This window comes from Halococcus hamelinensis 100A6 (assembly GCF_000336675.1).
GTDB lineage: Archaea > Halobacteriota > Halobacteria > Halobacteriales > Halococcaceae > Halococcus > Halococcus hamelinensis.
The window spans coordinates 164,483-190,564 of sequence record NZ_AOMB01000041.1 but is presented as its reverse complement, the minus strand read 5'-3'; the positions used below and the strand labels follow the sequence as shown (position 1 = coordinate 190,564).

Annotated in this window: 30 protein-coding genes and 2 tRNA genes; 10 read left to right on the top strand and 22 right to left on the bottom strand. The window is 68.2% G+C overall.

All coding sequences use genetic code 11. From position 1 onward, the window contains the following. Positions 1-125: 125 nt before the first annotated feature. Positions 126-1,436 carry an MATE family efflux transporter gene (locus C447_RS15035; protein ID WP_049904552.1) on the bottom strand — a complete coding sequence of 437 codons (1,311 nt, stop codon included), beginning with the start codon at positions 1,434-1,436 and terminating at the stop codon, positions 126-128. Positions 1,437-1,596: 160 nt separating this feature from the next. Between C447_RS15035 and C447_RS15030 the strand changes: the two genes are divergently transcribed. Further along, positions 1,597-2,700: a CobW family GTP-binding protein gene (locus C447_RS15030; protein ID WP_007695377.1), complete on the top strand. Its 1,104-nt coding sequence runs from the start codon at positions 1,597-1,599 to the stop codon at positions 2,698-2,700. 12 nt (positions 2,701-2,712) lie between these two features. Here the strand turns inward: C447_RS15030 and C447_RS18265 are convergent, their stop codons facing one another. Continuing rightward, positions 2,713-2,865, bottom strand: a complete 153-nt coding sequence (locus C447_RS18265; RefSeq protein ID WP_007695374.1) for a hypothetical protein — start codon at positions 2,863-2,865, stop codon at positions 2,713-2,715. 136 nt (positions 2,866-3,001) lie between these two features. Between C447_RS18265 and C447_RS15025 the strand changes: the two genes are divergently transcribed. After that, positions 3,002-3,271 (top strand): hypothetical protein, encoded by a 270-nt coding sequence (locus C447_RS15025; RefSeq protein WP_007695372.1) that lies wholly within the window; start codon positions 3,002-3,004, stop codon positions 3,269-3,271. An 85-nt stretch (positions 3,272-3,356) separates the two neighbouring features. Here C447_RS15025 and C447_RS15020 read toward each other — a convergent pair whose 3' ends face one another. After that, on the bottom strand, positions 3,357-4,151 hold the full coding sequence (locus C447_RS15020; protein ID WP_007695371.1) for an MOSC domain-containing protein: 795 nt from the start codon (positions 4,149-4,151) through the stop codon (positions 3,357-3,359). Between the two features lie 93 nt (positions 4,152-4,244). Between C447_RS15020 and C447_RS15015 the strand changes: the two genes are divergently transcribed. From C447_RS15015 to C447_RS15005, 3 genes are read left to right on the top strand one after another with little or no spacing between them, the layout of a single operon-like run. After that, the gene (locus C447_RS15015; RefSeq protein WP_007695369.1) at positions 4,245-4,952 is read left to right on the top strand and encodes a helix-turn-helix domain-containing protein; all 708 of its coding nucleotides are present in this window, start codon (positions 4,245-4,247) and stop codon (positions 4,950-4,952) included. 51 nt (positions 4,953-5,003) lie between these two features. After that, positions 5,004-6,422, top strand: coding sequence for an APC family permease (locus tag C447_RS15010; RefSeq protein WP_007695367.1), 1,419 nt, complete (start codon positions 5,004-5,006; stop codon positions 6,420-6,422). Then, entirely contained in the window at positions 6,415-7,677 is a 1,263-nt protein-coding gene (locus C447_RS15005) for a M20 family metallopeptidase (RefSeq protein ID WP_007695366.1), read from the top strand. The genes C447_RS15010 and C447_RS15005 overlap by 8 nt, the downstream gene beginning before the upstream one ends. 5 nt (positions 7,678-7,682) lie before the next feature. On the opposite strand, the gene C447_RS15000 is transcribed toward C447_RS15005, so the two are convergent. Further along, positions 7,683-8,006 (bottom strand): hypothetical protein, encoded by a 324-nt coding sequence (locus C447_RS15000; protein WP_007695365.1) that lies wholly within the window; start codon positions 8,004-8,006, stop codon positions 7,683-7,685. Positions 8,007-8,142: 136 nt separating this feature from the next. On the opposite strand from C447_RS15000, the gene C447_RS14995 reads away from it, so the two are divergent. Continuing rightward, on the top strand, positions 8,143-8,820 hold the full coding sequence (locus C447_RS14995) for a potassium channel family protein (protein ID WP_007695364.1): 678 nt from the start codon (positions 8,143-8,145) through the stop codon (positions 8,818-8,820). Here C447_RS14995 and C447_RS14990 read toward each other — a convergent pair. The 8 genes from C447_RS14990 to C447_RS14955 all read right to left on the bottom strand — a co-directional run bounded on the left by C447_RS14990 (position 8,817) and on the right by C447_RS14955 (position 13,812). After that, positions 8,817-9,311 carry a DUF5813 family protein gene (locus C447_RS14990; RefSeq protein ID WP_007695361.1) on the bottom strand — a complete coding sequence of 165 codons (495 nt, stop codon included), beginning with the start codon at positions 9,309-9,311 and terminating at the stop codon, positions 8,817-8,819. The genes C447_RS14995 and C447_RS14990 overlap by 4 nt on opposite strands. 36 nt (positions 9,312-9,347) lie before the next feature. After that, positions 9,348-9,728 carry a DUF7522 family protein gene (locus C447_RS14985; RefSeq protein WP_007695359.1) on the bottom strand — a complete coding sequence of 127 codons (381 nt, stop codon included), beginning with the start codon at positions 9,726-9,728 and terminating at the stop codon, positions 9,348-9,350. A gap of 81 nt (positions 9,729-9,809) precedes the next feature. Then, on the bottom strand, positions 9,810-10,721 hold the full coding sequence (locus C447_RS14980; RefSeq protein WP_049904548.1) for an aldo/keto reductase: 912 nt from the start codon (positions 10,719-10,721) through the stop codon (positions 9,810-9,812). Between the two features lie 82 nt (positions 10,722-10,803). After that, positions 10,804-10,888, bottom strand: a tRNA-Leu gene (locus C447_RS14975). Positions 10,889-10,938: 50 nt separating this feature from the next. Next, positions 10,939-11,274 (bottom strand): ferredoxin, encoded by a 336-nt coding sequence (locus tag C447_RS14970; protein WP_007695355.1) that lies wholly within the window; start codon positions 11,272-11,274, stop codon positions 10,939-10,941. Positions 11,275-11,327: 53 nt separating this feature from the next. Further along, entirely contained in the window at positions 11,328-11,828 is a 501-nt protein-coding gene (locus C447_RS14965) for a peptidylprolyl isomerase (RefSeq protein ID WP_007695353.1), read from the bottom strand. 68 nt (positions 11,829-11,896) lie between these two features. Continuing rightward, positions 11,897-12,961, bottom strand: a complete 1,065-nt coding sequence (locus C447_RS14960; RefSeq protein WP_007695351.1) for an anthranilate phosphoribosyltransferase — start codon at positions 12,959-12,961, stop codon at positions 11,897-11,899. Between the two features lie 59 nt (positions 12,962-13,020). Next, on the bottom strand, positions 13,021-13,812 hold the full coding sequence (locus tag C447_RS14955) for a response regulator (RefSeq protein WP_007695349.1): 792 nt from the start codon (positions 13,810-13,812) through the stop codon (positions 13,021-13,023). 160 nt (positions 13,813-13,972) lie between these two features. On the opposite strand from C447_RS14955, the gene hpt reads away from it, so the two are divergent. Both hpt and C447_RS14945 read left to right on the top strand, forming a co-directional pair. Next, positions 13,973-14,539 carry a hypoxanthine/guanine phosphoribosyltransferase gene (gene hpt / locus C447_RS14950; RefSeq protein ID WP_007695347.1) on the top strand — a complete coding sequence of 189 codons (567 nt, stop codon included), beginning with the start codon at positions 13,973-13,975 and terminating at the stop codon, positions 14,537-14,539. A 57-nt stretch (positions 14,540-14,596) separates the two neighbouring features. Next, positions 14,597-15,289, top strand: coding sequence for a type 1 glutamine amidotransferase domain-containing protein (locus tag C447_RS14945; protein WP_007695346.1), 693 nt, complete (start codon positions 14,597-14,599; stop codon positions 15,287-15,289). A gap of 341 nt (positions 15,290-15,630) precedes the next feature. On the opposite strand, the gene C447_RS14940 is transcribed toward C447_RS14945, so the two are convergent. From C447_RS14940 to C447_RS14930, 3 genes are all read right to left on the bottom strand, one after another. After that, a tRNA-Met gene (locus C447_RS14940) sits at positions 15,631-15,705 on the bottom strand. 39 nt (positions 15,706-15,744) lie between these two features. Beyond that, positions 15,745-16,260 carry a GtrA family protein gene (locus C447_RS14935; protein ID WP_007695345.1) on the bottom strand — a complete coding sequence of 172 codons (516 nt, stop codon included), beginning with the start codon at positions 16,258-16,260 and terminating at the stop codon, positions 15,745-15,747. A gap of 19 nt (positions 16,261-16,279) precedes the next feature. Beyond that, positions 16,280-17,059, bottom strand: coding sequence for a glycosyltransferase (locus C447_RS14930; RefSeq protein WP_007695344.1), 780 nt, complete (start codon positions 17,057-17,059; stop codon positions 16,280-16,282). Positions 17,060-17,152: 93 nt separating this feature from the next. Here C447_RS14930 and C447_RS14925 point away from each other — a divergent pair, with 93 nt between their 5' ends. Beyond that, positions 17,153-19,525, top strand: coding sequence for a DUF2298 domain-containing protein (locus tag C447_RS14925; RefSeq protein WP_007695343.1), 2,373 nt, complete (start codon positions 17,153-17,155; stop codon positions 19,523-19,525). Between the two features lie 277 nt (positions 19,526-19,802). Here C447_RS14925 and C447_RS14920 read toward each other — a convergent pair whose 3' ends face one another. The 3 genes from C447_RS14920 to C447_RS14910 are packed head-to-tail and all read right to left on the bottom strand — an operon-like array spanning position 19,803 to position 21,153. Beyond that, a complete protein-coding gene (locus C447_RS14920; protein ID WP_007695342.1) occupies positions 19,803-20,219 on the bottom strand; it encodes a DUF5809 family protein in 417 nt (138 codons plus the stop codon). Between the two features lie 23 nt (positions 20,220-20,242). Continuing rightward, the gene (locus tag C447_RS14915) at positions 20,243-20,629 is read right to left on the bottom strand and encodes a DUF5810 domain-containing protein (RefSeq protein ID WP_007695341.1); all 387 of its coding nucleotides are present in this window, start codon (positions 20,627-20,629) and stop codon (positions 20,243-20,245) included. 44 nt (positions 20,630-20,673) lie between these two features. Then, positions 20,674-21,153 carry a zinc ribbon domain-containing protein gene (locus C447_RS14910; RefSeq protein ID WP_007695340.1) on the bottom strand — a complete coding sequence of 160 codons (480 nt, stop codon included), beginning with the start codon at positions 21,151-21,153 and terminating at the stop codon, positions 20,674-20,676. Between the two features lie 106 nt (positions 21,154-21,259). On the opposite strand from C447_RS14910, the gene C447_RS14905 reads away from it, so the two are divergent. Next, positions 21,260-21,970 (top strand): diphthine--ammonia ligase, encoded by a 711-nt coding sequence (locus tag C447_RS14905; protein WP_007695338.1) that lies wholly within the window; start codon positions 21,260-21,262, stop codon positions 21,968-21,970. Positions 21,971-21,977: 7 nt separating this feature from the next. On the opposite strand, the gene C447_RS18830 is transcribed toward C447_RS14905, so the two are convergent. From C447_RS18830 to C447_RS14890, 4 genes are all read right to left on the bottom strand, one after another. Continuing rightward, entirely contained in the window at positions 21,978-22,103 is a 126-nt protein-coding gene (locus C447_RS18830; RefSeq protein ID WP_272942155.1) for a hypothetical protein, read from the bottom strand. A gap of 43 nt (positions 22,104-22,146) precedes the next feature. Further along, positions 22,147-23,112, bottom strand: a complete 966-nt coding sequence (locus C447_RS14900; RefSeq protein ID WP_007695336.1) for a sugar phosphate nucleotidyltransferase — start codon at positions 23,110-23,112, stop codon at positions 22,147-22,149. Positions 23,113-23,575: 463 nt separating this feature from the next. Beyond that, complete coding sequence (gene idsA3, locus C447_RS14895; protein ID WP_007695334.1) at positions 23,576-24,625, bottom strand: geranylfarnesyl diphosphate synthase; 1,050 nt, start codon at positions 24,623-24,625, stop codon at positions 23,576-23,578. Next, positions 24,622-25,968, bottom strand: a complete 1,347-nt coding sequence (locus tag C447_RS14890) for an RNase J family beta-CASP ribonuclease (RefSeq protein ID WP_007695333.1) — start codon at positions 25,966-25,968, stop codon at positions 24,622-24,624. Before C447_RS14890 ends, idsA3 begins: the two co-directional genes overlap by 4 nt. Positions 25,969-26,082 lie beyond the last annotated feature (114 nt).

Genomic DNA, 26,082 nt, shown 5'->3' with positions numbered 1-26,082 from the left:
GGTCGCCAACACACACCACGCAAGTGGCGTGGAACATATGAACACATCGAAATCGTCGGTCCGGCCGGGTCGGCAGGGGATCGAACCCGACCGGGTTCGAGGGGCAAAACGGGGAAAGGGGGCCGTCAGTCCTCGGCGGTGTCGCGTGCGGCCATCATGGCCGCGGCGCGGCTCGCCCACCGGGTGGTGGCGAAGCCGACGAACACGACCGCGGTCATCCAGACGTACCGGCCGGCGACGGCGACGTAGGCACCCCGTACGCCCCAGCCGAGTTCGACACCGAGGAGCCACGTCCCGCCGACCAGCACGCCGAAGACGCCGGTGACGCGGGCGACCAGCGGGATCCGGGTCTCGCTCGCGCCGGAGAGCGCCCCCGAGAGCACGATGAAGCCGGCGAGGAAGACGGCGCTGAGCCCATAGACGCGGGCGAACCCCGTCGCGTAGGGGAGCGCCTCGGGCGACCCGCCCGCGAGCAGCCGGACCGCGTCGGGCGCGAGGACGAACAGCGCCACGCCGACGATGCCGACCGTCACCGTACTCAGTCCCGTCGTCGCCCAGCCGCGATACCGCGCCGCGCCGGGGTCGCCGTCGCCGAGCGCCTGCCCGACGAGAACGCTGGCGGCGGTGCGATAGCCCCGCGAGAGCGGGCCCGTGACCTGCTGGTAGACCCGGCGACCGATCTGGAAGCCCGCGTTGACCGGCCGGCCGAAGCCGAGGAGGAGGGCGTTGAACGGGAACTCGGCGACCGTGGCGGCGAGCCCCTCGGCGACCTTCGGGGCGGCGACGACGACGAGCTGGCGGGCGACGGTCGGGTCCGCGGGCCGGACCAGCCGGAGGTCGGTTCGGGGGCTGCGGACCGCGGCGACGAGCAGCCCCGCCGAGAGCACGTTCGAGACCGCCGTCGCGCCGCCGACCCCGAGCACGCCGTACTGCTGAAATCCAAACAACCCGAGACCGAAGACCGCCGACCCCGTGATGTTGGTGACGTTCACGAGGCCGGTGACGTACATCGGGGTCCGGGTGTCGCCGGTCCCCTGGAGCGCGCGGGCGGCGACCAGCGAGACGTGGCGGGCGGGCGCGGTGGCGAGCACGACGCCGAGATAGGTCGCCCCGAGCGTGACGACGCTTCCCCGCGCGCCGAACAGCCGGATCAGCGGGCCGCCGAAGGCGACCCCGACGGCGGCGATCGGCAGGCCCGCGACCAGGCCCATGCAGAGCGCGCTCGACACCGCCTCGGCGCGGTTGGCGTCGGCACCCGCGCCGGTGTCCTGACTCGAAAGCGCGATCGCGGCGCTCCCGAAGCCCAATCCTATCCGCAGCGGGATCCGACCGTAGAGGTCGGCGAGCCCCACCGCGACCACCGCCGCCGGCGAGAACGTCGCGGTGACGAGCACGTCCACCGTGCGCATCAGCGTCCGGAGCACCTGCGAGACCATCACGGGCCACGCGAGCGCGACCACCCGCCGCCACGTGGCGACCAGCCTTCCTGCCACGGACTCCCTTTTCGCGGGGCCGTCAAAGCGGTGTGGATCCCCGCACGGCAGTGTGGTGCGGCCGGGGCTGAAGACTGTTGATGCTCGAACCCGTGAAGGACCCATGACGCCCGAGGCACCCGCCGACCCGATCCCCGTCACCGTACTGAGCGGCACGCTCGGCGCGGGCAAGACCACGCTCCTCAACCGGCTGCTCGCCGACCCCGGCGACCGCGAGGTCGCGGTGGTCGTCAACGACATGGGCGAGATCAACGTCGACGCCGACCTCCTCTCGCGGTCGACGGACGACTCGGGGATCGTCGACCTCTCGAACGGCTGTATCTGCTGTCGGCTCCGCGACGACCTCCTGACCGAGGTCGTCCGGCTGGCCGAGGAGCGGGAGTTCGACGCCCTGGTGGTCGAGTCCTCGGGGATCAGCGAACCCGTCCCGGTCGCGCGGACGTTCACCGAGGGAACCGACGACAGCGACGTCGACCCAACGGCGTACTACCGGCTCGATACGATGGTGACGGTGCTCGACGCCTACGGCTTCTGGAAGGAGTTCGACGCCGGCGCGTCACTCCCCGACTCGGCCGAGCCCGAGACCGACCGCCCGCTCGCGGACGTGCTGGTCGAGGGGATCGAGTTCTGTGACGTCCTCCTGTTGAACAAGTGCGACCTCGTGCCCGACGAGCAGCTGAACTCGATCGAGGCGACCCTTCGAACCCTCCAGCCCCGTGCCGAGGTCGTCCGGACCACCCACTCCGACATCGAGCCCGAACGGGTGCTCGATACCGAGCTGTTCGACTTCGAGGCCGCGACCCGGTCGGCGGGCTGGAAGCGCGCGCTCGCGGGCCACGACCACGACCACGAGGGCGAATCGGCGGCCGAACAGCACGGCGTCTCGTCGTTCGTCTACGAACGCGAGCGGCCCTTCCACCCCGAGCGGCTCGACGCGTGGCTCGACGCCTGGGACGAGGGCGTGGTGCGCGCGAAGGGCGTCTTCCGGCTCGCGGGCCGCGAGGACGTGATGGGGCTCAACCAGGCTGGCCCCTCCGTCCAGGCGGGGCCGATCGGGACCTGGCGCGCGGACGACGACCGACGAACCCGGCTGGTGTTCATCGGCACCGGGATGAGGGAAGACGAAATCGTCTCGGCGCTCGACGACTGTCTCGTCGCCGACGAGGGGCCTGCCGACTCGTTCACCGACCCGTTCCCGACGGCGTAGGGGAACTGAGCGCTACGAGACCTGCTCGCGGAGCTCGTCCCACGACTCGTTGAAGCCGTAGTTCGACTCCGCCTCGCGCTCGCGCCTCGTCACGTTCTGGTAGACCTCGTCGTACTCGAGGAGCTTCGACCAGCCCTCCATGTCGTAGCTACAGTAGATGCACATCCGTCCTCGATATGGGTCGTCGCGGTGAATAACGTTTGTGTGGGTCGGCGAGACCCCTCGGCCGTCGGTGGGCCGCTTTCGTCTCACGATCCCGAGGGCACCCAATGTTTATACGATCGCTGTCAGATGTCGCGATATGCATCCCGCCAGGTTCGTCGACCTGCTCTTCGTCTATGCCGGGGTGGTACTCGTTCTCCAGGCCGGTTTCTTCAACGGCTGGGAGCTCGGTCCCGGGTTGCTGTCGCAGGCCGTGACCGGCGTGGCCGCGCTGCTGTTTCCGGTCGTGAGAGCGCGTCAGCCGGTCGAGGAACGGACGCCATCGCGGTACGGCCCGTTCGTGTACGTCTTCGTCGGGCTCTGTCTCCTGCTGACCACCCTGCTCGTCGTGGCGGTCGTTTCCTCGTGATACCCCGCGAGTCGTCACGAGAGCGGCGATAGCCCAGCCCGACTCCGGACCGCTTTCATGGTGGACACCGAACGATGAAATCGGGTTACAGCCGTTCCTCGCCACTAATTCGAACGTCGTCGCCGACGCGAACCTCGCCGCCGCGTTCGGCGGGCGACACGGTCGTGTTCACCATCAACCGGAAGTAGTGGTCGAACCGTGTGGTGTCCACCCAGTCGGGAAGCGTCTCCTCGCGCCGTTCGATGAACGTCGTTCTGAACGTCGGGCTCTCCTCGCCGGTGTAGGGATCCCGGCTCGGGACGACGCAGCGCTGGCAGGGGTTGACCCCCGTGAACGTGACGTCGCCGACCGCGAACGCGACCCCGTGGTCGTGGTCGCCCACCAGCCTGTCCTCCCAGAACGCCGGCACGCCGTCGACCTCGAGGTTCGCGCGGAACCGACGGCGGACGTTCTCCGCCGTGAGGCCGGGGTACCACGACGCGACCGCTTCGATGGTCGCGGTGGAGATCACCGTCGGTCCGGCGAGGGTGGTGTCGTCGGGATAGCTCCCGCCGTCGGCGTCGGCGAGCCGGGCGTCGAGCCCGAAGTGATCGCTGAGATACGCTACCAACCGGTCACGGTCGGCGTCGATGTCGAACCGATGGGCGTCGGAGCCACCCTCTTTCCGCACCACCACCTCGTTCGCCGCGCGGTCGAACGACGTCCGAAGCCGATGGACGGCGGGGGTTCGTTTGCCGTTGACGTACTCGCCCCCTGCGTCCGTCATCGCGTACCGACGGTCGCCGTCGAGCGCGCCGCTCTCGCCGACCTCGGCTCCGGGGACCGTGATCGGGTCCAGCGACTTGATCGGGTAGAGCGAGATCCGCGCGAGCCGTGCCATTGGGGGGAACACCGTCCGTGAGACGATATACGCTCGGATCGGCGGCTCCCGGTCGCCGAACGGCTTTTGCGGTTCGTCGTCCTACCGGGCCCGATGACGCCTCGGGAGGGGACGGGTCTGCGGGTGACCCTCGATATCTGGCACCCCGACTGCTGGACGCTCGTGGTCACCGAGGACAGGGAGGCCGGCCTCCTCGGGCACGGCGTCTACACCATCGACGGGTCGGCGACCGGCCGGTTCACCGTCTACGGCGAGACCGACGCCGAGACCGAGGCGCTGGTCGAGGCGATACGGGCCTCCTCCCTCACCGACTCCGTCTGGGAGACCGACGGCGCACACGTCACCGCCGGGCTCCACGGCGTCGACGAACCCGTTCCGGGGAACGCGAGCCGGGGGATCGTGGTGCGCTACGGCATCGAAAACTCGATCAACGACGCGCTCGTCTCGCGCGGGTTCATCCCCGACGAACCCGTCAGAATGCACCACGGCCGGGAGTACTGGACGGTGCTCGTGGACGCGGACCGGGAGACGGTCGCCGAGCGGATCGCCGCCGTTCGCGAGGAGATGGGGGCCGAAATCCGCATCGAGGACATCGCCGTCGCCTACAGCGCCACCGGCGTCCTGCCGCTCGGCGACCTCTCCGAACGCCAGCGCGAGGTATTCGACCTCGCGCGCCGCCGGGACTACTACACGTGGCCGCGCGACGTGAGCGCCGCCGACCTCGCGGTCGAGCTCGATATCTCGAAGGCAACCCTGCTCGAACACCTCCGGAAGGCCGAGGCCAAACTCCTCGGGCGCTGACCCTCTCATGGAAGGGGGTCGTGTTATATCCCCACACTATCGTGGTATCGTATGACACAGAGCGGTGGGAACGACGACCGGAGCCTCTCGCGCGACATCGGCCCGCTCGGCGCGATGAGCACGGTGGTCGCGGGCACGCTCGGCGCGGGGCTGTTCGTCACGCTCGGCACCGCGAGTTCGACCACCGGCCCGAGCGTGATCCTCGTGGTGGTGGTCGCGGGGCTGCTCGCGACCGCCATCGCGATCAACTACAGCTGGATGGCGACCGTCTTTCCGGGGGCCGCGGGGTCGTACGCCTACGTCTCGCGGACGCTCGGGAGCCGCTTGCCGGGCTTTCTGGTGACGTGGTCGAAGTGGCTCGGCTACATGGCCGCCGACGCGGTGCTCGCGATCGGCTTCGGGAGCTACCTCCAGGTGTTCTTCCCCGACCTCATCGCCGGCGAGAGCGAGGTCGCGCTCGTCGGGTTCGGGCTGCTCACGGTGCTCTTCCTCGTCAACCTCGTCGGGTCGCGCGGCTACAGCATCGCCCAGAACGTCATCTTCGGGCTGCTCGTGGTCTCGATCCTCGTGCTCGTGATCCCCGGGACGTTCCAGATCGAGACCGCGAACTACCAGCCGTTCTTCACGGGCGGTGCGGACGGCTTCCTCGCAGCCGCTGTCCCGCTGTTCTACGCCTACATCGGCATCGCGGTCGCGGGCCAGATGGGTGCGGAGGTCAAGAACCCCTCACGAAACCTCCCCCTGTCGATGGTCGGCGGCACCGTGATCCTCACCCTGATCTACATCTGGACCGCGGCGGTCATCTATGGCGTCGTCGCGGATTACACTACCCTCGCCGACTCGGCGCGCCCGCTCGCCGACGCCGCCGAGACGTTCCTCGGGCCGAACGGCTCGGCGATCGTCGCCATCGGTGGGCTGCTCGCGACGGCATCGAGCGTGAACGCGGTGATGGCGGCGGGCATCAAGATGCCGTACTCGTGGTCCTGGGACGAGGTGTTCCCGCGGTGGTTCTCGGCCGTGAACGATCGCTTCGGCTCGCCTCACTGGTCCCTCCTCACCCTCTACGTCGTCTCCTCGGCGCTGACGTTCTTCTCGGCCGGGCTCGACCAGGCCATCAAGATCGCGACCTTCAGCTACCTCATCGCGTACTTCGCGGTCTCGGTGACGTTGCTGTACGCGCGCCTCGCCCGACCCGACGTGATCGAACGGGCGGGCTTCGACCTCGGCGGTGGCCTCTACCTCTCGGGAGCCGTGGGTGCGCTCGGCGCGTTCGCGCTGCTCACCCAGGCCTACCAGGGTTCGCTCACGATCTACGTCCCGTGGATACTCGTCGGCCTCGTCGTCTTCGGGGTCTACTGGTACCGGGGTCGCCAGGCCGGCACCGACGTGGGCGCGATCCTCGACACCCTTCCGGGGGTTCCATCCGCCGAGTACGACCCGGATATCCAGGAGACGACCGCCGATGACTGACTCCGCTCCCAACCACGACACCGCCGACCACGACGTTACCGACGAAGAAGCCATTCGAACCGTCACGGAGCGCATCGACCCCGAGGCAACGATCGACCTGCTTCGGGATCTCGTCCGGATTCGAAGCCCGTACTTCGAGGAGGACGCGATCACCGAGTTCGTCTTCGACTGGCTCGACTCCCGAAACCTCGACCCCGAACGCCACCCCGTGAGCGAACCCGACATCACGGACTTCGAGGGGAACAACGTCCTCGCACGACTCGACGGTACGGATCCCGACGCGCCGACGCTCCTCCTGAACGCCCACATGGACACCGTCGAGCTCGTCGAGGCGTGGGACGAGGACCCGCTCTCGGGACGGGTCGAGGACGGCAAGCTCTACGGCCAGGGCGCGTGCGACATGAAGGGCGGTCTCGCGGGGATCATGGTCGCCTTCGACGCGCTCGCCGACGCCGACCTGCAGGGAAACGTCCTCTTCAGCGCCGTCGTCGACGAGGAGGGCCCCTACGGTCTCGGCGCGAACCAGTTGCTCCGCGACGGGATCACCGACGACTGCGACGCCGCGGTCGTCACCGAACCCGGTCCGGTCCTCGCCCAGGAGGAGATCGAGAACCCAGCGCTCCTGCTCGGCGCGCGCGGACGCTTCCTCTACGACGTCTCGGTCACGGGGCGGGCCGCGCACGGCTCACAGCCCGAGAAAGGGGTCAACGCCGTGGCGGACGCGGGGCGGCTGGCGGCCGCGTTCGAGGACCTGACGGTCGGGTCGCACGGGAAACTCGGCGACGGCTCGGTCTGCCCCCTGCAGATCGACGGCGGCGGCGAGACCCTCTCGGTACCGGAATCCTGTCGGTTGCTGGTCGACCGCCACGTCGTCGTCGGCGAGACCGAGGACGTGGTCCGGGCCGACGCCGAGGAGTTGATCGACGACCTCGGGCTGGAGTCCGCCGTCGAGGTCGAACTTCGGGAGGCACCCGCGCCGGACGTTCGCTACGGGCCGTACGTCACCGACCCGGACGAACCGCTCGTGGGCGCGCTCACGGCCGGCGTCGAGGCGGTCACCGGCACCGACCCGGCCATCGGCTACTTCTCGAGCGTCGGCGACTTCAACTACTTCGGCCACCGGGCGGGCCTTCCGACGGTGATCGTCGGTCCCGACGGCGAGAACATCCACGGGGCCGGCGAGTTCGTCTACACCGACGAGGTGGTCGAGGTGGCGCGAATCGTCGCTGCGGGCTGTGTCTCGTTGCTCGGCTGACCCCTTCAGCCGTCGAAGCCGTCGGGGAGGTCGACCTCGTCGGGCGCGGGCATCCAGAAGAAGTCGATGGCCACCCCGAGCGCGAACGGCAGCGCGACCACGAGGGCCATCACGGCGGTCGGGGTGCCGAGGTTCGGCCCGAGACCGACCGGGCCGGTGAGGACGAGCGCCACCGCCGTCTCGACGGCGGGGACGAGCACGAGCCCGTAGACCGCGACGCCCCACCAGGTGGCGAGCGTGACCCGGAGGAGGCGAGTACCGACCGCCGCGATGCCGGTGTTGACAAGTACCACGACCGACAAACCGACGAGGTCGACGACCGAGACCATGCCGTCCCTGTGGTCCGAATCACCTTCCGGATGTCGAAAGCGGACGATGGCGGTCGGCCGGATGACCGCGCCCGGACGTCGTCGCGGACCGACCCGGTGAGTAAAGCTATTGACCGTCCTCGGTATAAGAGGAGATATGCAATTCGTCATCGTGGGCGCTGGCCGGGTCGGACTCCGAACCGCGAGGGTGCTCGCCGACGAGGGCCACGGGGCGACCGTGATCGACAACGACCCCGAACGCCTCCAGGGGCTCTGGGGCGACCGTCTCGAGATCGTCGACGTCGTCGACGGCGACGGCTCGCGCGAGGAGGACTTACTGGAGGCGGGGTTGGAAGAGGCCGACGCGCTCGGCGCGCTCACCGGCGACCTCACCACCAACTTCGTCGCCTGTATGATCGCCAAAGCCCACGGCTGTCGCACCGTGATGCGCTCGGACGACGACTACTATCAGGACATCTACCGGAAGTACGCCAGCGACGTCGACGAGGTGGTCTACCCCGAGCGCCTCGGCGCGATCGGCGCGAAGAACGCCCTCGTCGGCGGCTCGATCCGCGCGATCGCCGACATCGCCCAGAACCTGCAGCTGGTGGAGTTCACCGTCACCGACGACTCGCCGATGCTCGGCTACACCATGAGCGAGCTCGAACTCCCCGGCGACGCCGACCTCCTCGCGTTCGGCAAGGCCGACGAGCCGATGGGGTTGCCCCGCGAGGACGACTCGCTCGAACTCGGTGACCGTCTCGTCGCGCTCGCGGACTTCGACGTGCTCGGCGACGTCCGTCAGGTCATCGTCGGCGAGCGCGCGTCCGCCTAGAGCGGCATCGGGCCGCGGTCGCCCTCGCCCTCGCTGTCCCCCTGCGTTCGGGCGCGCGCGAGCAACCCCGCGACGGGCGGCAGGTACGAAAAGCCCGGGACGATCCCCTCGACGTAGGTCCCTTCGACGTACTCGGCGAGCACCTTCGCCGTCCCGGCGGCCACCCGCGGCTCCTCGTGGTCGAACGTGAACTCGACGACCGCGAGGCCGTCGTCGCGCTCGACGGTCGGCTCGGGAACCGATACGTCGGCGCGCGTCGCGCCGTCGGCGTCGTCGAGCCGGAGGCGGAACGTCTCGAACCAGCCGTCTTCGAGGACGTCCTCGACCGGTTCCTCGGTCGCGCCGTCGAGCGTCGGGACGATGACCTGTACCCGGTAGCCGTCGCTGGCGGGGGCGGCCCGGGCGTCGAACGGCGTCGTCGTCAGTTCGTACCACTCGCCGTCGCGCTCGTAGGCGTCGTGAGTCGCGAACGCGTCGTGTGTCTCGGTCATACCCCGCGTTCGGCGGTCGGCGGCAAAAGCGCGTCGTCAGCGGTCTTCGAGCACGGCAACGACCGCGCTCGCGACCGCCTCGAAGTCACTCATCGTGAGTCCGTCGGTCGTGACGAACACCCCGTCGCGGTCGGTGGTGATCCGGAGGAGGTAGCCGTTCTCGAACACCCGGATGGTGTGGCGGTAGGCCCCGAGTTCGGAGCTCCGGTAGGCGTCGCGGGTGTTCTTGAAGTCGTGCCACTCGTGGCCGATGAAGCTCATCACGTCGGCGTCGCGTTCGAGGTCCTCGCGGAGGTAGAGCTGGTCGTAGTCGGTGCGGGTGAAGTAGGTCACCGACCGGAGGCGGTCGCCGGTCGCGGTACGGGCGGCGGTGACGACCTGGTCGGCGACGTTCTCGACGAGGAGTGTGGAAGCCATTGGTCGGACAGACATGGGGAATCGTGATAAAATCGTCGCTCCGGTAGCGACGACCCCCGACGACCACGACCCCGCTCGGAGTTACTCCGAGATCCCGTAGACGTCGCCGGTCCAGTCCTTCGCGGGGGTGTCGTAGACGGGCTGGTCGCGGTCGATCTCGTTCAGGCGCTCGTGGTCGTCCGAATCGAGCTCCCAGTCGAAGAGTCGGCCGTTCGACTCGATGTGGTCCGCCGAAGTGGACTTCGGGATCACGACCACGTCCTCCTCGACCGCCCACCGGAGGACGACCTGTGCGGGCGTCTTGTCGTAGTTCTCGGCGATGTCCTCGACGGTATCGTCGCCGAGGATGTCGGTCCGGGCGAGCGGTGCCGCGGCCTCGACGACCACGTCGTTCTCCCGGCAGTACTCGACGAGGTCGGGCCGCTGGAACCAGGGGTGGAACTCGACCTGGTTGAGGGCGATCGGCACGTCCGCGATGTGGAGGGCGTTGCTGAGCTGGTAGGCGCTGAAGNACTCGACCTGGTTGAGGGCGATCGGCACGTCCGCGATGTGGAGGGCGTTGCTGAGCTGGTAGGCGCTGAAGTTCGAGACGCCCACGTTCTCGATCTTCCCCTCGTCGTGGAGCGTCTCCATCGCGTTCAGGGTCTCGCGCAGGGAGATGGCGGGGTTCGGCCAGTGGATGAGATAGAGGTCCAAGTAGTCGGTGCCCAATCTGTCGAGCGACTCTTCACACGATTCGATTACGGAGTCGTAGTCGAGATTCGACGGGAGTACCTTCGAGGTGAGAAAGAGGTCCTCGCGGTCGTACTCCGCGAGCACGTCACCGATCTCGCTCTCGTTCCGGTAGCCCTCGGCGGTGTCGACGTGGGTGTAGACTCCGTCGAGCCCGGCACGGACGGACTCCTGGACCGTCTCGCCGTCGATGTCCCAGGTGCCCACGCCCACCATCGGCATCTCGTCGCCGCTCGGCAACGTCACGCTCGGTACTGACATGCGCGCGGATTCGCCCGACGGCGACTAAGTAGTTCCGGGTGCTCCGGATCGAATTCGTGGTCGAGAACTCGTGACCGTGGAGTGCGAGGGATGCGATTTGAACGCACGAACTCCTAAGAGAGCGGGTCTTAAGCCCGCCGCCTTTGGCCAGACTCGGCCACCCTCGCGCAGTGTGGAGTTCGTCCGCGCGCGAAAACCCGTTTCGGTTGTCTTTCTCTTACCAATCGACCGAGAGCGAACCGTCGCCCGCGGGGTCGGGCGCGATCTCCTCGTTCGTCCGGCGGTCGACGACGTGGATCACACCCCGATCCTTCTTCGCGGGGCAGACTTCCGCCGCCCGGATGTTGTCGTCGAGGGCCGCCTCGTCGATGAAGTAGGATTCGGGCTGGGCGATCCCGGAGGTGATGTTCATCGTCCAGTTCTCGGAGACCTCGGCGCACTTGCCGGCCGCGATGCACTTGTTGGCCTCGAAGATGATCTTGTAGGGTTTCTCTGCGATTGGCGGCGCGTCGTGCTCGCCGATGTCGCTGGGGTCGACGGGTTCGTCGGGCATACGTAGTGAAAGAACTCCGTGAGGTTTCGTCTGTCGGTTTTCGAGTGGCGAACTCAGTCGTGGACTTCGACGGATTCGAGGACGACCTCTTCTTGGGGCTGGTCGTTCGCGTTGGTGTCGACCGTGCCGATCTCGCGGACGACGTCCATCCCGTCGGTGACCTGGCCGAACACCGCGTGGCGGTCGTCGAGGTGGGGCTGGGCGTCGAGCGTGATGAAGAACTGCGAGCCGTTGGTGTCGGGCCCTGAGTTCGCCATCGAGAGGGTCCCCGCCGAGTCGTGGCGCAGCTCGTCGTGGAACTCGTCGTCGAAACTGTAGCCCGGGCCGCCGCGACCGGTCTCGTCGGGGTCCCCGCCTTGGATCATGAAGCCCTCGATCACTCGATGGAAGGCCACGTCGTCGTAGAGCGGCTCCTCGACCGTCTCGCCGTCGTCCTCCCACTCCTGCTCGCCGGTCGCGAGCCCGACGAAGTTCTCGACGGTTCGCGGCGCGCGCTCGTCGTGGAGTTCGACCTCGATGTCGCCGCGGTTCGTGTGCAGGGTCGCGTTCGTCATGCCTCGGGGAAACACCGCGCGGCGGAAAACCCTGCCGACTTCGGGTATCGAGGCGCTCGGTCGACGACTCAGAAGGCCCGGAGGTCGTCGAGGACGCCCGCAGCGCTCCCGTCGGCGATGACCTCGCGCGCGGTCGAGAGCCCCTCGTCGAGCGACTCGCAGTCCTCGCGGGCGTAGATCCGGAACGCGCCGTTGAGCGCGACCGCGTCGGTGAAGCGGTCCTCACGTTCGCCCGAGACGACCTCCTCGGTGATGGTCGCGGAGTCGGCGGCCACGTCGTCGACCCCGAGGTCGTCGGCGTCGAAGTCCATGCCGTACTCGGCGGTCTTGATCTCGAAGTCGTCGAGTTCGCCGTCCTCTCCGACCGCGACCGTCGTCGAACCGGGGCGGATGTCGTCGTAGCCCTCCATCCCCTGGAACATCACGACCCGGGGGACCTCGTAGCGCTCGCTCGCGGCGAAGGTGTCGATGATGCGTTTGGCGTAGGGGAGGTGGTAGAAGCTCCCGAGATGCACACTCGCCTTCGCGGGGTTCGCGAGGGTCTCGATGGTGTTGACGAACGTCCGGACGCCCATCATCGCGCGCCGCTCCGAGATGTCGTCGATACCGGGGTTGAAGTTCGGCTGGTAGTAGAACCCGAAGCCCGTCTCGTCGACCATCTCGGCGCTCTCCTGGGGTGCGAGGTCCGTTCGAACGTCGAGTTCGTCGAGGACGTGTTTGTAGGCGTCCTGCTTCTGGGTCGGGACGCGGTCGCCGGAGTGGGTGACGACCGGTGTGCCGGCGGCGGCGGCCACGAGACCCGCACCGACCCCGAGGATCGCGGAGCGACCCTTTCCGTCGTAGTTCGCCCCGCAGTCCACGGGGTCACACTCCGGCGCGGCGAATTCCACGGAGTCCTCGGCCATCACGTCGATGTAGGCCGCGAGCTCCTCGGGCGTGTTGCGCTTCCAGCGGTTCGCGAGCCAGAACGCCCCGAGGGTGGTGTTGTCGGGTTCGCCGTCGAGGATTCGGGAGAAGGCCTCGCGCGCCTGTTCCCGGGTCATGTCGTCGGCGGATTTGTGGCCCGAACCGACCACCTCGGTCATCAGCCGCTTGAGCGGCCAGTCGCCGTACCGCTCGGTCGTTTGTGCCATAGCGCGGGTTGGGACGCTCGGCGCAAAAAGCTCCCGCTCGGTCGATCGTGCGCCGGAGCCTATCGCTGGCGCTGTACGGGTTGCTCGCGTGTCCGTCGCTCGGTGACGTCGCTAACGTGGACCGTCAGCCCGTCCCCGGTCGGTACCGCACGGACCCGATGCCACGCGTCGCGCGGCGGGTAGTACTCCTCGAACTCGACGGGTTCGTCCTCGCGATAGGCCCGTATGCTCTCCGTCTCGAACTTGGTGCCGGCGAGTACCGAGAACTCCTCTTCGACCAACTCGCCGAGCAGTTCCTCCTCGGACTGGCCGAGGAGTTCCTCGGCACGCTCGTTGACGTGGGTGAATCGTCGTTCGGTGTCGAGGGCGAAGATCGCATCGGTGATCCCGGCGTAGAGTTTTCGAAGCCGTTCGTTGGTGGCTTCGAGTTCGCGCTCGGCGCGGTACCCGGCGACGAGGTTGTCGATACGGTTGGCGAGGAGGGTGTACTGTTCGGTGCCGTGTTGTTTCTCCACGTACTCGCTGACGCCGGCGGTGATGGCTTCGCTCGCGATCTCCTCGCTGCCGCGCCCGGTGAACAACACGAACGGGAGGTCCGGGTTCGACTCCCGAACGCGTTCGAGGAGTTCGAGCCCGTTCATCGTCGGCATATCGTAATCGCTCACGACACAGTCGACGGGCTCGTCGGTCGCGTCGAGCCATTCGAGCCCCGCTTCGGCGCTCGCCGCCGTCACCACGTCGATCGCGTCGAGCTCACGTTCGAGAAACAGCTCGACCAGTTCACAAAACCCCGGTTCGTCGTCGACGTGGAGCACGTGAATCGGCTCCGTCCCATCCTCCGCCGAGGACATATTCGAACCAAAACGCCCTGAGATATATGTTTATTGTGATCAATCGAGTAACATTCGTGAGTCGTCTCCTCCCGACGGCCTCGGGCGCATCGAGCGGTTCTCCGGGGGGGTTCGCCGGGCGGACCGTCAGGCTTTAGCGACGACTGGCTATACCCGGAGCATGGATCAGCTCGCGGAGTCGTTGCGTGAGGCACCCATCATCGAAAAGGACGGCTATCACTACTTCGTCCACCCGATCAGCGACGGCGTCCCGATGCTCGAACCGAGCCTCCTCCGTGAGATCGTGATCAAGATCATCCGGAAGGCCGACGTCGACGTCGACAAGATCGTCACCCCCGCGGCGATGGGGATCCACCTCTCGACGGCGGTCTCGCTGATGACCGACATCCCGCTGGTCGTGGTTCGAAAGCGCCAGTACGGGCTTGAGGGCGAGGTCGCGCTCTCGCAGGTCACGGGCTACTCCGAGAACGAGATGTACGTCAACGACGTCGACCCGGGCGACAAGGTCCTCCTGCTCGACGACGTCCTCTCGACCGGCGGCACCCTCCGGGGCATCACCGGCGCGCTGGAGGAGATCGGCGCGGAGGTCGCCGACGTCGTCGCGGTGATCAAGAAGGTCGGCGGCGGCAACGAACTCGAGGACGGCCAGTACGACGTGAAGACGCTGATCAACGTCGACGTCGAGGACGGCGAGGTCGTCATCGTCGACCCGCAGGGCGACGGATAGCCCTCTCTCGACGGCGTGGCACGGGGCTTTTCGGTCCGGAACGAGTAGCCAATAGCGATGACAACCGCACTGTTCGTCGTCAGCGAGGAGGGCTACTGGGGCGAGGAATGTATCGAGCCGCTCACCACGCTCGCCGACGCGGGCGTCGAGGTGACGGTGGCGACACCCAGCGGCGATCCACCGGTCATGGACGAGCGCTCGGCCGACCCGGACGAGGTCGGCGAGGAGACCGCGGCGTGGGTCCGGGAGGTCGACGAGACCGACGAGCGGCTCAACGACCCGAGTCCAATAGCCTCGGTCGACGCCGCCGACTACGACGTCGTAGTGTTCCCCGGCGGCCACGGCACGGCGTGGGACGTCAACCAGGACCGCCACGCCCGCGACCTGCTCGCGAACGCGGTCGCCGGCGAGGACGGGACGGCGCTGGTGGTCTGTCACGCGGTCGGGCTACTCGGCTTCGCCCACGACGACGACGGCCGGTACGTCGTCGACGGCCGCGACGTGACCGGCTTCCCGAACGAGTGGGAAGAGGGCATCGTCGACGATCAGGACCGGATGCCAGACGGTCGGAAACTCCCCTACTGGGTCGAAGAGGAGGTCAAAGCCGCCGGCGGGAACTGGGATGCCGAACTCGATGCCGACACCAGCGTGACCGTCGACGGCGACCTCGTCACGGCGCGTGGGCCCGGGTCGTCGGCCGCGGCCGCCGAGACCCTGCTCGACGAGTTGGATGTCGACGCGTCGGCCTGACGGACTACTCAACCGAACTAGAAGGATAGTGGCGATGGGGCTGTGGCCGCAGTGCGGTCGCGGTGCCGGTGCGGTCCTGGCGTCTCGGCGAGCGCCAGCGAGCCGAGCTCAGGAGAGCTGTGATCTCCTGGTGGATGAAGGGCGAGCGCCCGGAGGGCGCGAGGGCTTCGGCGGGTGCGGTGCTGTGCGGTAGCGGAGGTCTCAGGATTTGTACCGCGAGCGAACGCAGTGAGCGAGCGGGCCGAGGAACCCCCGGAGCGAAGCGGAGGGGGTGACGCTGGCTTTTGATCCACATTTTGCCAGCGAGTGAACGAAGTGAACGAGCGCAGCAAAAGGTGGGATAGCGGGAGGTAGATTTGAACTACCGGTCTGCGGGTTATGAGCCCGCCGGAATCTCCTGGCTATCCTATCCCGCTACCTCTTCGTAACCGAGTTTGCTGGTTAAGGGTTGTGATTCAATCGTCGTCACTCCCCCTGTGAACACGCCACGTGAACAGGCTCTCGGCGACGTAGTTGATGACCATCCCGAGCCCGATCCCGCCGAGCTTCGAGACCACGAACCAGCCGTCGACCCCGAGCAGGGTGAACTGGAGCGCGACGACCCGATAGAGCACGTGGAAGGTCGCGAGCTGGACGACGATCCCGCCGGTGCGGACGATGTTCGAGAGCACCAGCCGTCGGAGGCGTGCGAGGCCACCGGTCGTCTGCTCGCCCGAGAACGTCCAGACGTCGTTCAGCAGGAACATCACGACGATGGAGACCTCGATGCCGACGAAGACCGCGAGCTCGGGGAACACCCCGAGCTCGCGGAGGGCCGTCGAGGTCGTGACGTCGAAGACCATCCCCACGGCTCCGACGGAGGCGTACTTCCCGAACCGCACCGCCGACAGCAACGCGAGGGCGCGCTGGGAGAACCGACCGCCGCCGGCGAGCCGTGCTCGGAGGGCGGTCAGCGGCCCGGACGGGCTCACGAACGCGACTCCCGGCGGGTCATGGCCGGTCCGGCCCGTGGGTTTCGACGAGCGTCGACTGCTCGGTCCGGCGGGCGTCGATCGCGCCGTGGAGTCGACTCTCGTGGATCAGGCCCGCGCGATGCCGCGCGGCGAGCACGCCGCGGGCGAGCGCGAGCGACGTTCCGAGCGGCGAGACCGTCGAGTCGGGCTGGTCGTGCCACTCCACCGGGACCTCGACGACGCGCTGGTCGAGCGCGCCCGCGATCGCGACGAGTTCGACGTCCCAGGCGAAACCCGGTTCGTAGAGGTGCTCGCGGAGTTCGTTCCACGCCGCCCGTGAGACGGCCTTCGCGCCGCACTGGTAGTCGTAGAGGCTCGGATCGACCAGGCGGCGGGCGAGCCACGCGAACGCGTCGCCCAGCCGCCGCCGGCCGAACGTCCGGTGGTGGCCCATCGGCGAGTCCGGATGGCGGCGCGAGCCGACCGCGAGGTCGGCCTCGTCCCCCTCGACCGGGCGAACCACCGCCGCGAACGAGTCCGCGGGCGTGCTCCCGTCGTCGTCGGCGAACGCGAGCACGTCGGTGTCGAGCGCCTCGAACCCGTCGGTGATCGCCCGCCCCTTCCCACGGCGGTAGGGAGCCGTGGCGACGGTCGCGGGCGTGTCGGCGAGCGCCGCGACGACGCCCGAGCGCGGGGCGTCGAGTTCGATCCGGATCGTCGCCGGCGAGAGCCGGTCGGCTATCGCGTCGACGTACTCGACGAGTCGCTCGACGTCGGGCCGGTAGGCCGGCACGACGACCCCGACGGACCGCTGCATGCAGGAGGCACCGACGGCGCGGGTAAAAGGGGTTCGAAACGGGGGACGACCGAATCCCACAAGACGGATATACGCCGGTTCCCCGGTGTCGCTATGGAGTACGGTCCGGTGGCGCTCTGGCTCGTCGTCTTCCTCGGTCTCGGGGTCGTCGCCCTCCCGCTCGCCGCCCGCCTCTTCCGTGGGTTCCCCGACCGCGGGGCGACGCTCTCGATCCCGCTCTCGCTCACCGTCGTCGGCGTCGTGGCCTACTGGATCGGCCACCTCTCGCTCGACGCGGGGCTCGTCGCCGGCCTCCTCGTTCTCATCGGTCTCTCGGCGCTCTCGCTTCGCGGCCTCGACCGTACCGACTTCGAACTCGACCGGTTCGTCGGGCCGGTGGTCGTCTTCACGCTCGCGTTCCTGTTCGTGGTGGCCCTTCGAGCCGTCGACCCCGCGGTGCACCCGAGCGGCGGCGAGAAGTTCCTGGATTTCGGGTTGCTCAAGTCACTGCTTCGGAGCCAGGCACTTCCGCCCGAGGACTTCTGGTTCGCGGGCGAACCCGTCCAGTACTACTACGGCGGCCACCTGCTGACGGCGCTGCTGATGAAGGTCACGGTCACCCCCGCACGCTACGCCTACAACCTCGCGCTCGCGGGCTTCTTCGGGATGGTCGTGACGGCGGCCTACGGTCTCGCGGGGGCGGTCGCGGCGGCCCGCGGTCGGTCGGCCCCGGTCGCGGGCGCGCTCGCGGCCTTCTTCGTCGGCTTCGCGAGCAACCTCGAAACCCCCGGTCGCGCCGTGTTGCTCGTCCTGCCCGACGGATTCGCACGGGCCATCGCTGCTCGACTGGAGGTCGAACTCGCCGGGCTCGCGGCGTCGCCCGGCGCGTTCAGCTACTGGGACGCGAGCCGGGTGATACCGGGCGCGATCAACGAGTTCCCGCTGTTCGCGTGGCTCAACGGCGACCTCCACGCCCACATGATGAGCACGCCGTTCCTGTTGCTCGCCGCCGCGTGCTGGTTCGCCTACTACCGCACCCCCGAAGCCGCGTTCCGCCGACGGCGGGTCCTCGTCTTCGGTGCCGTGCCCCCGATAGTGGGCCTCCTCACGGTGGTCAACACCTGGAGCTTCCCCGCCTCGGTCGGGGTCGGTTGGCTCGCGATGACGTTCGCCGATAGCGACCCCCGAACCCTGTTCCCGCGGGTCGGCGACCGGCTTCCCGCGGGCGGGTCGCGGATCGAACGCGAGGCCCTTCGGACCGGTGTCGCGCTCGTCGTCGCGGCCGTCGTCCTCGTCGTCGGCATCGCGTGGTCGATCCCGTTCTGGCTCGACTCCGCCAGCGGCCGCGCGGTCGCGTTCCTCCCGGACCGCAGCCCGCTCGGCGCGCTCCTCCTCGTCCACGGCGCGTTCCTCGCGCTGTTCGTCCCCTACCTCCTCGACCGTGGGCGACGGCTGCTCGATACGGCCACCACGCAAGCCGTGCTCGTCGCCATCGTCGGGCTGGTCGCGGTGGCGTGGCTCGCCGACGCCGCCGCGCTCGCGGTTCTCGCCCCGCTCCTCGTCGTCGGCTGGTTGGTGCTCGTCCATCGACACGACACCGGCCGAGCCCCCTCGTCCACCGCCGTGAGCGACCGCCGGCCGACGGAGTCCGACGGCGGCGTCCGGACCGGCACCGACCCGCTCCCCGCGGTCGGCTTCGAGACGGTCCTGATCGTGGGCGGGGTGGGCATCCTCCTGCTCGTGGAGTTCGTCTACATCCAGGGCAACGCGGGGCCGGGCCGGCTCAACACCGTCTTCAAGACCTACGCCCAGGTCTGGGTGCTGTTCGCGGTCGCGGCGGGTGCGGTGGGCGCGTGGCTCGTCGACGCCCACCGCCCGGACGCGACGGCCGCCCGCGAGGCGCTGACGGGGCGCTGGCGGCTCGCCGGTCGCGTTCTGGTCGGCCTCGTCGTCGTCCTGGCGTCGGTCTACGGCGCGTTCGCGCTCACTGATCACTTCACGAGCACCGAGGGCGTCTCGCAGGTCGACGACCCGACGATCGACGCGCTGGCGTTCGTCTCTACCACCCACCCCGAGGAGGCCGGCGCGATCGAGTGGCTCGACGCCCGTTCGGGTCAGCCGACCATCGTCTCGGTGCCCTCCTGTTACTGCAACGACGAGGAGGCGCTCACGGACTACCACTGGGTCAACGCGCCGTCGAGCCTCACCGGCGTCCCCACGGTCGTCGGCTGGGACCACGAGGTCGGCTACCGCGGCGAGGCGGCCTACTTCGAACGGGTCGACGACGTCCGGACCATCTACGAGGGCTCGCCGACACAGCGGGCCCAACTCCTCGACGCGTACGACGTCCGCTACATCTACGTCGGCCCGAACGAACGCCTCGCCTACGGCGACGTGGACTTCAGCGGCCTCGACGGCGTCAGCGTCGCAAAGCAGTGGGACGCGGTGACCATCTACCGCGTGAACCAGGATCGGCTTTCGACGTAGCTATTCGTCGGCGATCTTCGACGTTCTGGTCCGCTCGGATCGTGAGTGGGACGACCGGTGAAGCGCTAACGAGAACTCCCGTTTCAAGTGAGAACCGCAACCGCACCGCTCCGCGCCGACCACACGCCTCCCCAGCCGACTCGCTCCGCTCGTTCACTCCGTTCACTCACGTCGCTCATCCCTCGCACAGTGTCCGCGGTCGGCACTCACTATCGTTCGTACCGACCGCGAGCGCGCGCCACCGCAGCCGTGGGTGCGAAAATTTCGAAACGTCGGTTTAGAACAAGTCGCGGTAGATACGGCCGAAGGCCTGGCGGCGGAGGGTCTCGACCGCGGCGCGTTCCCGATTGGCGAACGTCGCCGCCGCCACCGTCTCTGCGAACGGCGCGGCGTGCCACGCTACTTGGTCGACGTTCTCGTTCCCGATGACGTGGGTTTCGTAGTCGGGGTGTGCCGCCAGCCAGTTGTCGAACTCCTCACGCGTTCCGACCCGGACTTCGAGCGCACCCGCGAACAGCGCGTTCCGGACCCGCTCGACCACCTCGCTCGTCACGCGGTCGTCGTACTCGTCCTTTCCGAACTCCATCGCGGTCGCGGCCTCCCGCACGGCGGTCTGGGCGGTCGGTCCGAGCTCCTCGTAGCGTTCGTGGGCGTCGTCGGCGGTCCCCGGCGAGAACCGTCCCTGGGTGTGCATGGCGGGAGTGAACCCCGAGGGGACTACTCGCTTTCGTCGTCGTCGCGGGTCAGTTCCCGGGCCTTCCGAAGCGCCTCGGCCGTCTCGGCGTCGAGGTCGCCCCCGCCCGGTCCGCGACTGCCCGCCATCGGTGGCTCGTCGTCGAAGAGCTCGCCGGGTCGGGGTTCGTCGTGGTCGTGGTGGTCGTCGTCGGTGGTGTCCTCGAAGACCTGCGGGAACTCGACCTCCTTCGCCGCCTCGACCACCCGCTCGGCGAGTTCGTCCTCGCCCGCCTCGTCCCAGCCGGGCGTGTGCTCGTCGAGCCAGGCCTCGTGGTCGTCGTCACCGAGCAACGCGGTGAACGCGAGGTGGTTGGCCAGGTGGTGCGCGTCGGCCTGGGGCGTCTCACAGACCGGACAGGCGTAGCCCATACGTCACCGAGGACCTCGGCGAACTTCTACTCCACGCTCGAGGCTCACGAGGGGTCGGTGTCGAGGGGTTCGCCGCACCACTGGCAGAAATCGAGGTCGGTGTCGGTCGTGCGGCCGCAGTGGGGACAGCGGTCCGTGGGTTCGTCGTCGTCCGCCTCGGTGCCGATGACGCTTCCGACCGGTCCGTTCGACCCGCTCGCCCCACTCCGTGTCGACTCGGCTCCTGCGTTTCGCTGGCGGGCGAGGTAGTAGGCGTCGGCGATGTTGAGGATCGTGAGGACGAGGAGCGCGAACGTGGCCTCGATCGGGAGCGCCTGGCTCGCCTCCAGGACCGCCTCGACGCTGAACTCCCCCGACTCGGGGAGCGCGGACTGGGGAAGCGTGATCTGGACCGTGAGAAACACCAGGAGGAACCACGCGAGCGCCCGGAACCACCGCCGGAGATAGAGGTGGCCCAGCCCCGGGTAGATGACCGCGAGCACCGCGGCGAGCCACGGGCGCTTGCCGGCGCGATGACGGCTCATTTCCCCCAATACTCGGCCCGACGGTCTTAATCTTCCGGGTTGGCGGTCGATGTCGCTCTCGACGGACGACCGATGTGGGTTTAGTCCTCGCCGCGGTACGAGGCCCATGACGGAGGCGTGGGTGAGCCTGTTCTCCGGCGGCAAGGACTCCTCGTGGGCGCTCTACCGCGCGCTCGAAACCGACCTGCCGGTCGAGCGGCTCCTGACGGTCCACCCCGACGACGGCTCGTACATGTATCACGTCCCCGAGACGCGGCTCGCGCGGCTCGCGGCCGAGAGCATCGGGATCGAACTCGTCGAGGTCGACCCGGACGAGGCGGGGCGCGGTATCGAGGAGTCCGGGGCGCGCGGCGACGCCGAGCTCGAACCCCTCGAACGCGCCCTCGGCGACCTCGGGGCCGACCTCGACCTCGCGGGGGTCACCGCGGGGGCGGTCGAGAGCGAGTTCCAGACGAGCCGGATCCAGGGGATGTGCGACCGGCTCGGTATCGAGCTGTTCGCCCCGCTCTGGGGGCGCGACCCCCGCGACCTCGCCGACGCGATGCTCGATGCGGGCTTCGAGATCCGAGTGGTGCAGGTCGCGGCCCGTGGCCTCGACGAGTCGTGGCTCGGGCGCGTGCTCGACGAAGAAGCGTTCGACGAGCTCCGAACCCTCCACGAGGAGTACGGGGTCCACGTGCTCGGCGAGGGTGGGGAGTTCGAGACGCTGGTGACCGACGGGCCGCACATGGCGCGCCCGATCGAGTTCGATTACGAGACCGAGTGGGACGGGACGCGCGGTCGGCTCCGTGTCACCGACGCGTGGCTCGGGGAGTGATCAGCGACTACTCGTCGTCGAGCATCGTCGGCTTGCCGAGCGGGAGCGCGCCGAACAGGACGTAGTGGACGGCGAACGAGGCGGCGAGCAGGACCGAGAGACCGAGCGCGACCTGGGTTTTGCGTGATGCCATGTCCCGAGAACGGCCCGTCGGGAGAAGAATCCACCGGATCCCGCTATTCGCCGTCCGGGATCACGGTGTGCTCGCCGACGAGCGCGCCGGTGAGGTCGACCCCGGCGACGTCGACGTGCTCGTCGAGGATCGAATCGCGAACCGTGCAGTCCTCGACGGTGGCCTCGGGGAAGACCACCGAGTGTTCGAGGGTCGAGTTCGTGACCGTCGCACCCGGCATCACGTGAACGCCCGACCCGATCTCGCTGTTCTCGACGGTCGCGTCGGCGGCGACCGAGGAGTCGCCGTCGATCGCCCACGCGACGGTGTCGAGGTAGCTCTCGGGCGTGCCGATGTCGAACCACGCGCCGTCGAAGGTGTAGGCGTAGACGTCGCGCCGACCCCGGAGCCACTGGACGAACCGACCGGGCTCGTCGGGGTTGTTGTCGTCCGCGAGGTACTCATCGAGCACGAGCGCGTCGGCGGGGAAGGCGTAGCACGCGATCGAGACCAGCGTGGAGTTGGGGTCCTCGGGTTTCTCCTGGAAGTCAACGACCCGGTCGCCGTCGAGTTCGACGAGGCCGTAGGACTTGGCGCGTTCGCGCGAACCGACGTCGTAGGCCGCGATCGTGGGTTCGGTGCGTCCTTCGAAGTCGTCGATGAAGTCGCCGAGCGAGAAGCTGAGGAGGTTGTCGCCCGCGACCACGAGGAGGTCGTCGTCGACGTTCTCGCGGTCGATGAGTTGGGCGAGCGCGCCGACCGCGCCGAACTTCTCGTCCTCGCCGGTGGTGTCCTCGATCGAGAGCGTTGGTTTCTCGAAACCCCGCTCCTCGACGTGTTCTTCGAACTCCCCGGCGAAGCGCTCGTTGGTCGAGATGTAGACCTCCTCGATACGGTCGTCGGCTTCGAGCTCTTCGAAGATCCGGTCGATGACGACGGTGTCACCGACGGGGAGGAACATCTTGGGCCGGTGTTTGGTGATCGGCCAGAGTCGGGTCGCATACCCGCCGGCGAGCACGATAGCCTTCATGCGAACTCCGTCTCGGGCGTCGGGTAAGTTCCTTTTCATTCCCGGCCCGAATCGCCCGAAAACCGATGGTATGCGATCGGCACACAACGATCACACCTGGGTCGCCCGGGTCTTGTCGTGCGGTCGGCGGCCCACGGGGTGCGGCTGCGGCCGGTGGCCGGCAGCCGACGGCTGCGGTGCGGCGGCGGCCGGCGGTGTGGTCGTTGTGCGGTGCGGGGCGGTGTCTGGCGGATGAAGGGCGAGCCGCGCGAACGAGCCGAAGGCGAGTGAGTAGCGACCGAAGGGAGCGCGTGGCGAGGGCTTCGGCGGAGGCGGCGCTGTGCGGTTTGCGGATAGCAGTTGTACCGCGAGCGAGTGAAACGAGCGAGCGGGCCGACGACTGACCATCGGGAAGGAGGAGGCTTTTGATCCACATTTTGCGAGCGAGGCCGCTTCGCGGCCGAGCGTAGCAAAAGGTGGGTTTCTAGTACCCGCGTTCGATCAGGTATTCGGCGAGCCCCGCGAGCAGACGGCGGGCCTCGTTGTCGGGGAGGACTTCGAGGTGGGATTTCCCGCTCTCGACGAGGTCGCGGCTCAACGTGCGGGCGTACTCGATGCTGCCGGCGGCGTCGAGTTCGGCGACCGCGGCGTCGATCTCCGCTTCGGTGACTTCCGCGGGCGTTTCGGACACCACGAGGTCGTCGAGGTCGACACCGTGCTCGGCGGCGTGGAGCGTGACGGCGGTGCGCTTGCCCTCGACGAGGTCGCTGCCGCGCTGTTTGCCGAGCTTCTCGCTCGGAACCGTGAGATCGAGCACGTCGTCGCGGATCTGGAACGCCCGGCCGATGTCGAGCCCGTACTGGCGGAGCGCCTCGGTCGTCTCGTCGTCCGCGCCGAGCAGGATGGCCGGGACCCGGGCTGCGGCGGCGTAGAGAACGGCCGTCTTCTGCTCGACCATCGTGATGTACTCGTCGGTCGTGACGTCGTCGCGGTGTTCGAAGGCGACGTCGAGCGACTGGCCCTCGCAGATCCGGGTACAGGTCCTGGCGAGCTCCGAGAGCGCGCGCACGGTGCGTTCGGGCGGCGCGCCAGTGGCGAGCATGAACTCGAAGGCCTTCGCGTAGAGCGTGTCGCCAGCGAGGATCGCGGTCTCGGTGTCGAACGCGCTGTGGACGGAGGGCACCCCGCGCCGGAGGTCGTCCTCGTCCATGATGTCGTCGTGGATCAGGGTGAAGGACTGGATCGTCTCGATGCTCACCGCGGCCGCCATGAGGTCTATCTCGTCGGGTCCCGAGGCGTCGAGCGTCGGGAACGACTGGTAGTCCGCACCGAGCGGTTCGGTGTCGGTCAGTGCCTCGGCTACGAGTAGCGTGACCGCGGGCCGGAGGCGCTTGCCGCCGGCGTCGAGCAGGTGACGCGAGGCGCGATAGAGGCGCTCGGGTTTGTCTATCGGGAGGTACTCCGAGACCGACGCGTTGACGAGCTCCCGTCGTGCCGCGACCGCCTCGACGACCGCCTCCCCCGAAGCGCTCATTCGACCAGCGAGATGACGTTGCCGTTGCGCGTCGCGTGGAGGTCTCGGCCCATCCGGTAGCCCTGGCCCTCGGCGAGGTCGATGTAGCGCGCGAGGTGTTCGAGGTCGTTGTGGGCCGGCACGATGTGCTGGGGCTGGATGGTGTCGAGCATCGTGTAGTGGCCCTCCTGGGACATGTGGCCCGAAACGTGGACGTCGTCGAAGATGCGTGCGCCCTGCATCCGGAGCAACTGCTCGGACTGGTAACGCTGGCCCTCGTTGGTCGGCTCGGGAATGACCCGTGCCGAGAAGATCACTTTGTCACCCTCGTCGAGCTGGTAGGGCGTCTCGCCCCGACCCATCCGGGTGAGCATCGCGCGCGGCTCGCCCTGGTGGCCCGTGACGATCGGCAGGAAGTTCTCCTTGCCCTCGTTCATGATCCGCTTGAAGGTCCGGTCGACCGACTGCCGGTGGCCGAACATCCCGAGGTCGTCGGGGAAGTCGACGAAGTCGAGGCGCTCGGCGGTACCCGAGTACTTCTCCATCGAGCGACCGAGGAGGACGGGCTGACGACCGATCTCCTTTGCGAACTCCACGATTGACTTGACCCGGGAGATCTGACTGGAGAAGGTGGTGGCGACGATGCCACCCTTGTAGTCCTCCATGCTGTAGAGCACGTCCCGAACCTCCTCGCGCGCGAGCTGCTCGCTCGGGGTTCGGCCCTTGCGGCCGGCGTTGGTGCAGTCCTCGATGTAACAGAGCACGCCCTCGCCCTCGCGACCGATCTCGCGAAAGCGGTCCATGTCGATCGGGTCGCCGATCACGGGGGTGTGGTCGAGACGTTTGTCGAGCCCGTAGATGATCGACCCCTCGGGGGTGTGGAGCACGGGGTTGATCGCGTCGATGATCGAGTGGGTGACGTTGACGAACTCGAGATCGAGCCCGTTGCCGATCTCCATCGATTCGCCCGGGTCCATCTTGACGAGGTCGTTGCCGACCCCGAACTTCTCCTCGCTCTCGATCTGCTGTTTGACGAGCTCGATCGTGAACGGCGTCGCGACGATGGGTGCGTCGTAGCGGTGAGCGAGTTTGCTGATGGCCCCGATGTGGTCGAGGTGGCCGTGTGTCGGGACGATAGCCTGGACCTCGCCGTCGAGGTCGGACATGACCCGGTCGTCGGGGATCGCGCCCATGTCGATCAGGTCGAGGCTGTGCATGCGTTCGGTTTCGACGTTGTCGTGGATCAGGACCTTCGAGAGGTTGAGGCCCATGTCGAAGACAACGATGTCGTCGCCCGCCCGGACGGCGGTCATCTGTCGGCCGACTTCTTCGTAGCCGCCGATGGTTGCAATATCGATTTCCATGGTTAGTACTCCAGAGCCGCCCGCGAGCAGGGATTCGTCCGCCGGCTGGCGAGGTCACACGACCCGCCCGGCCGCCCCGATGCTCGGGGCGGTCTCTCGGATGTGCGTGGCTAC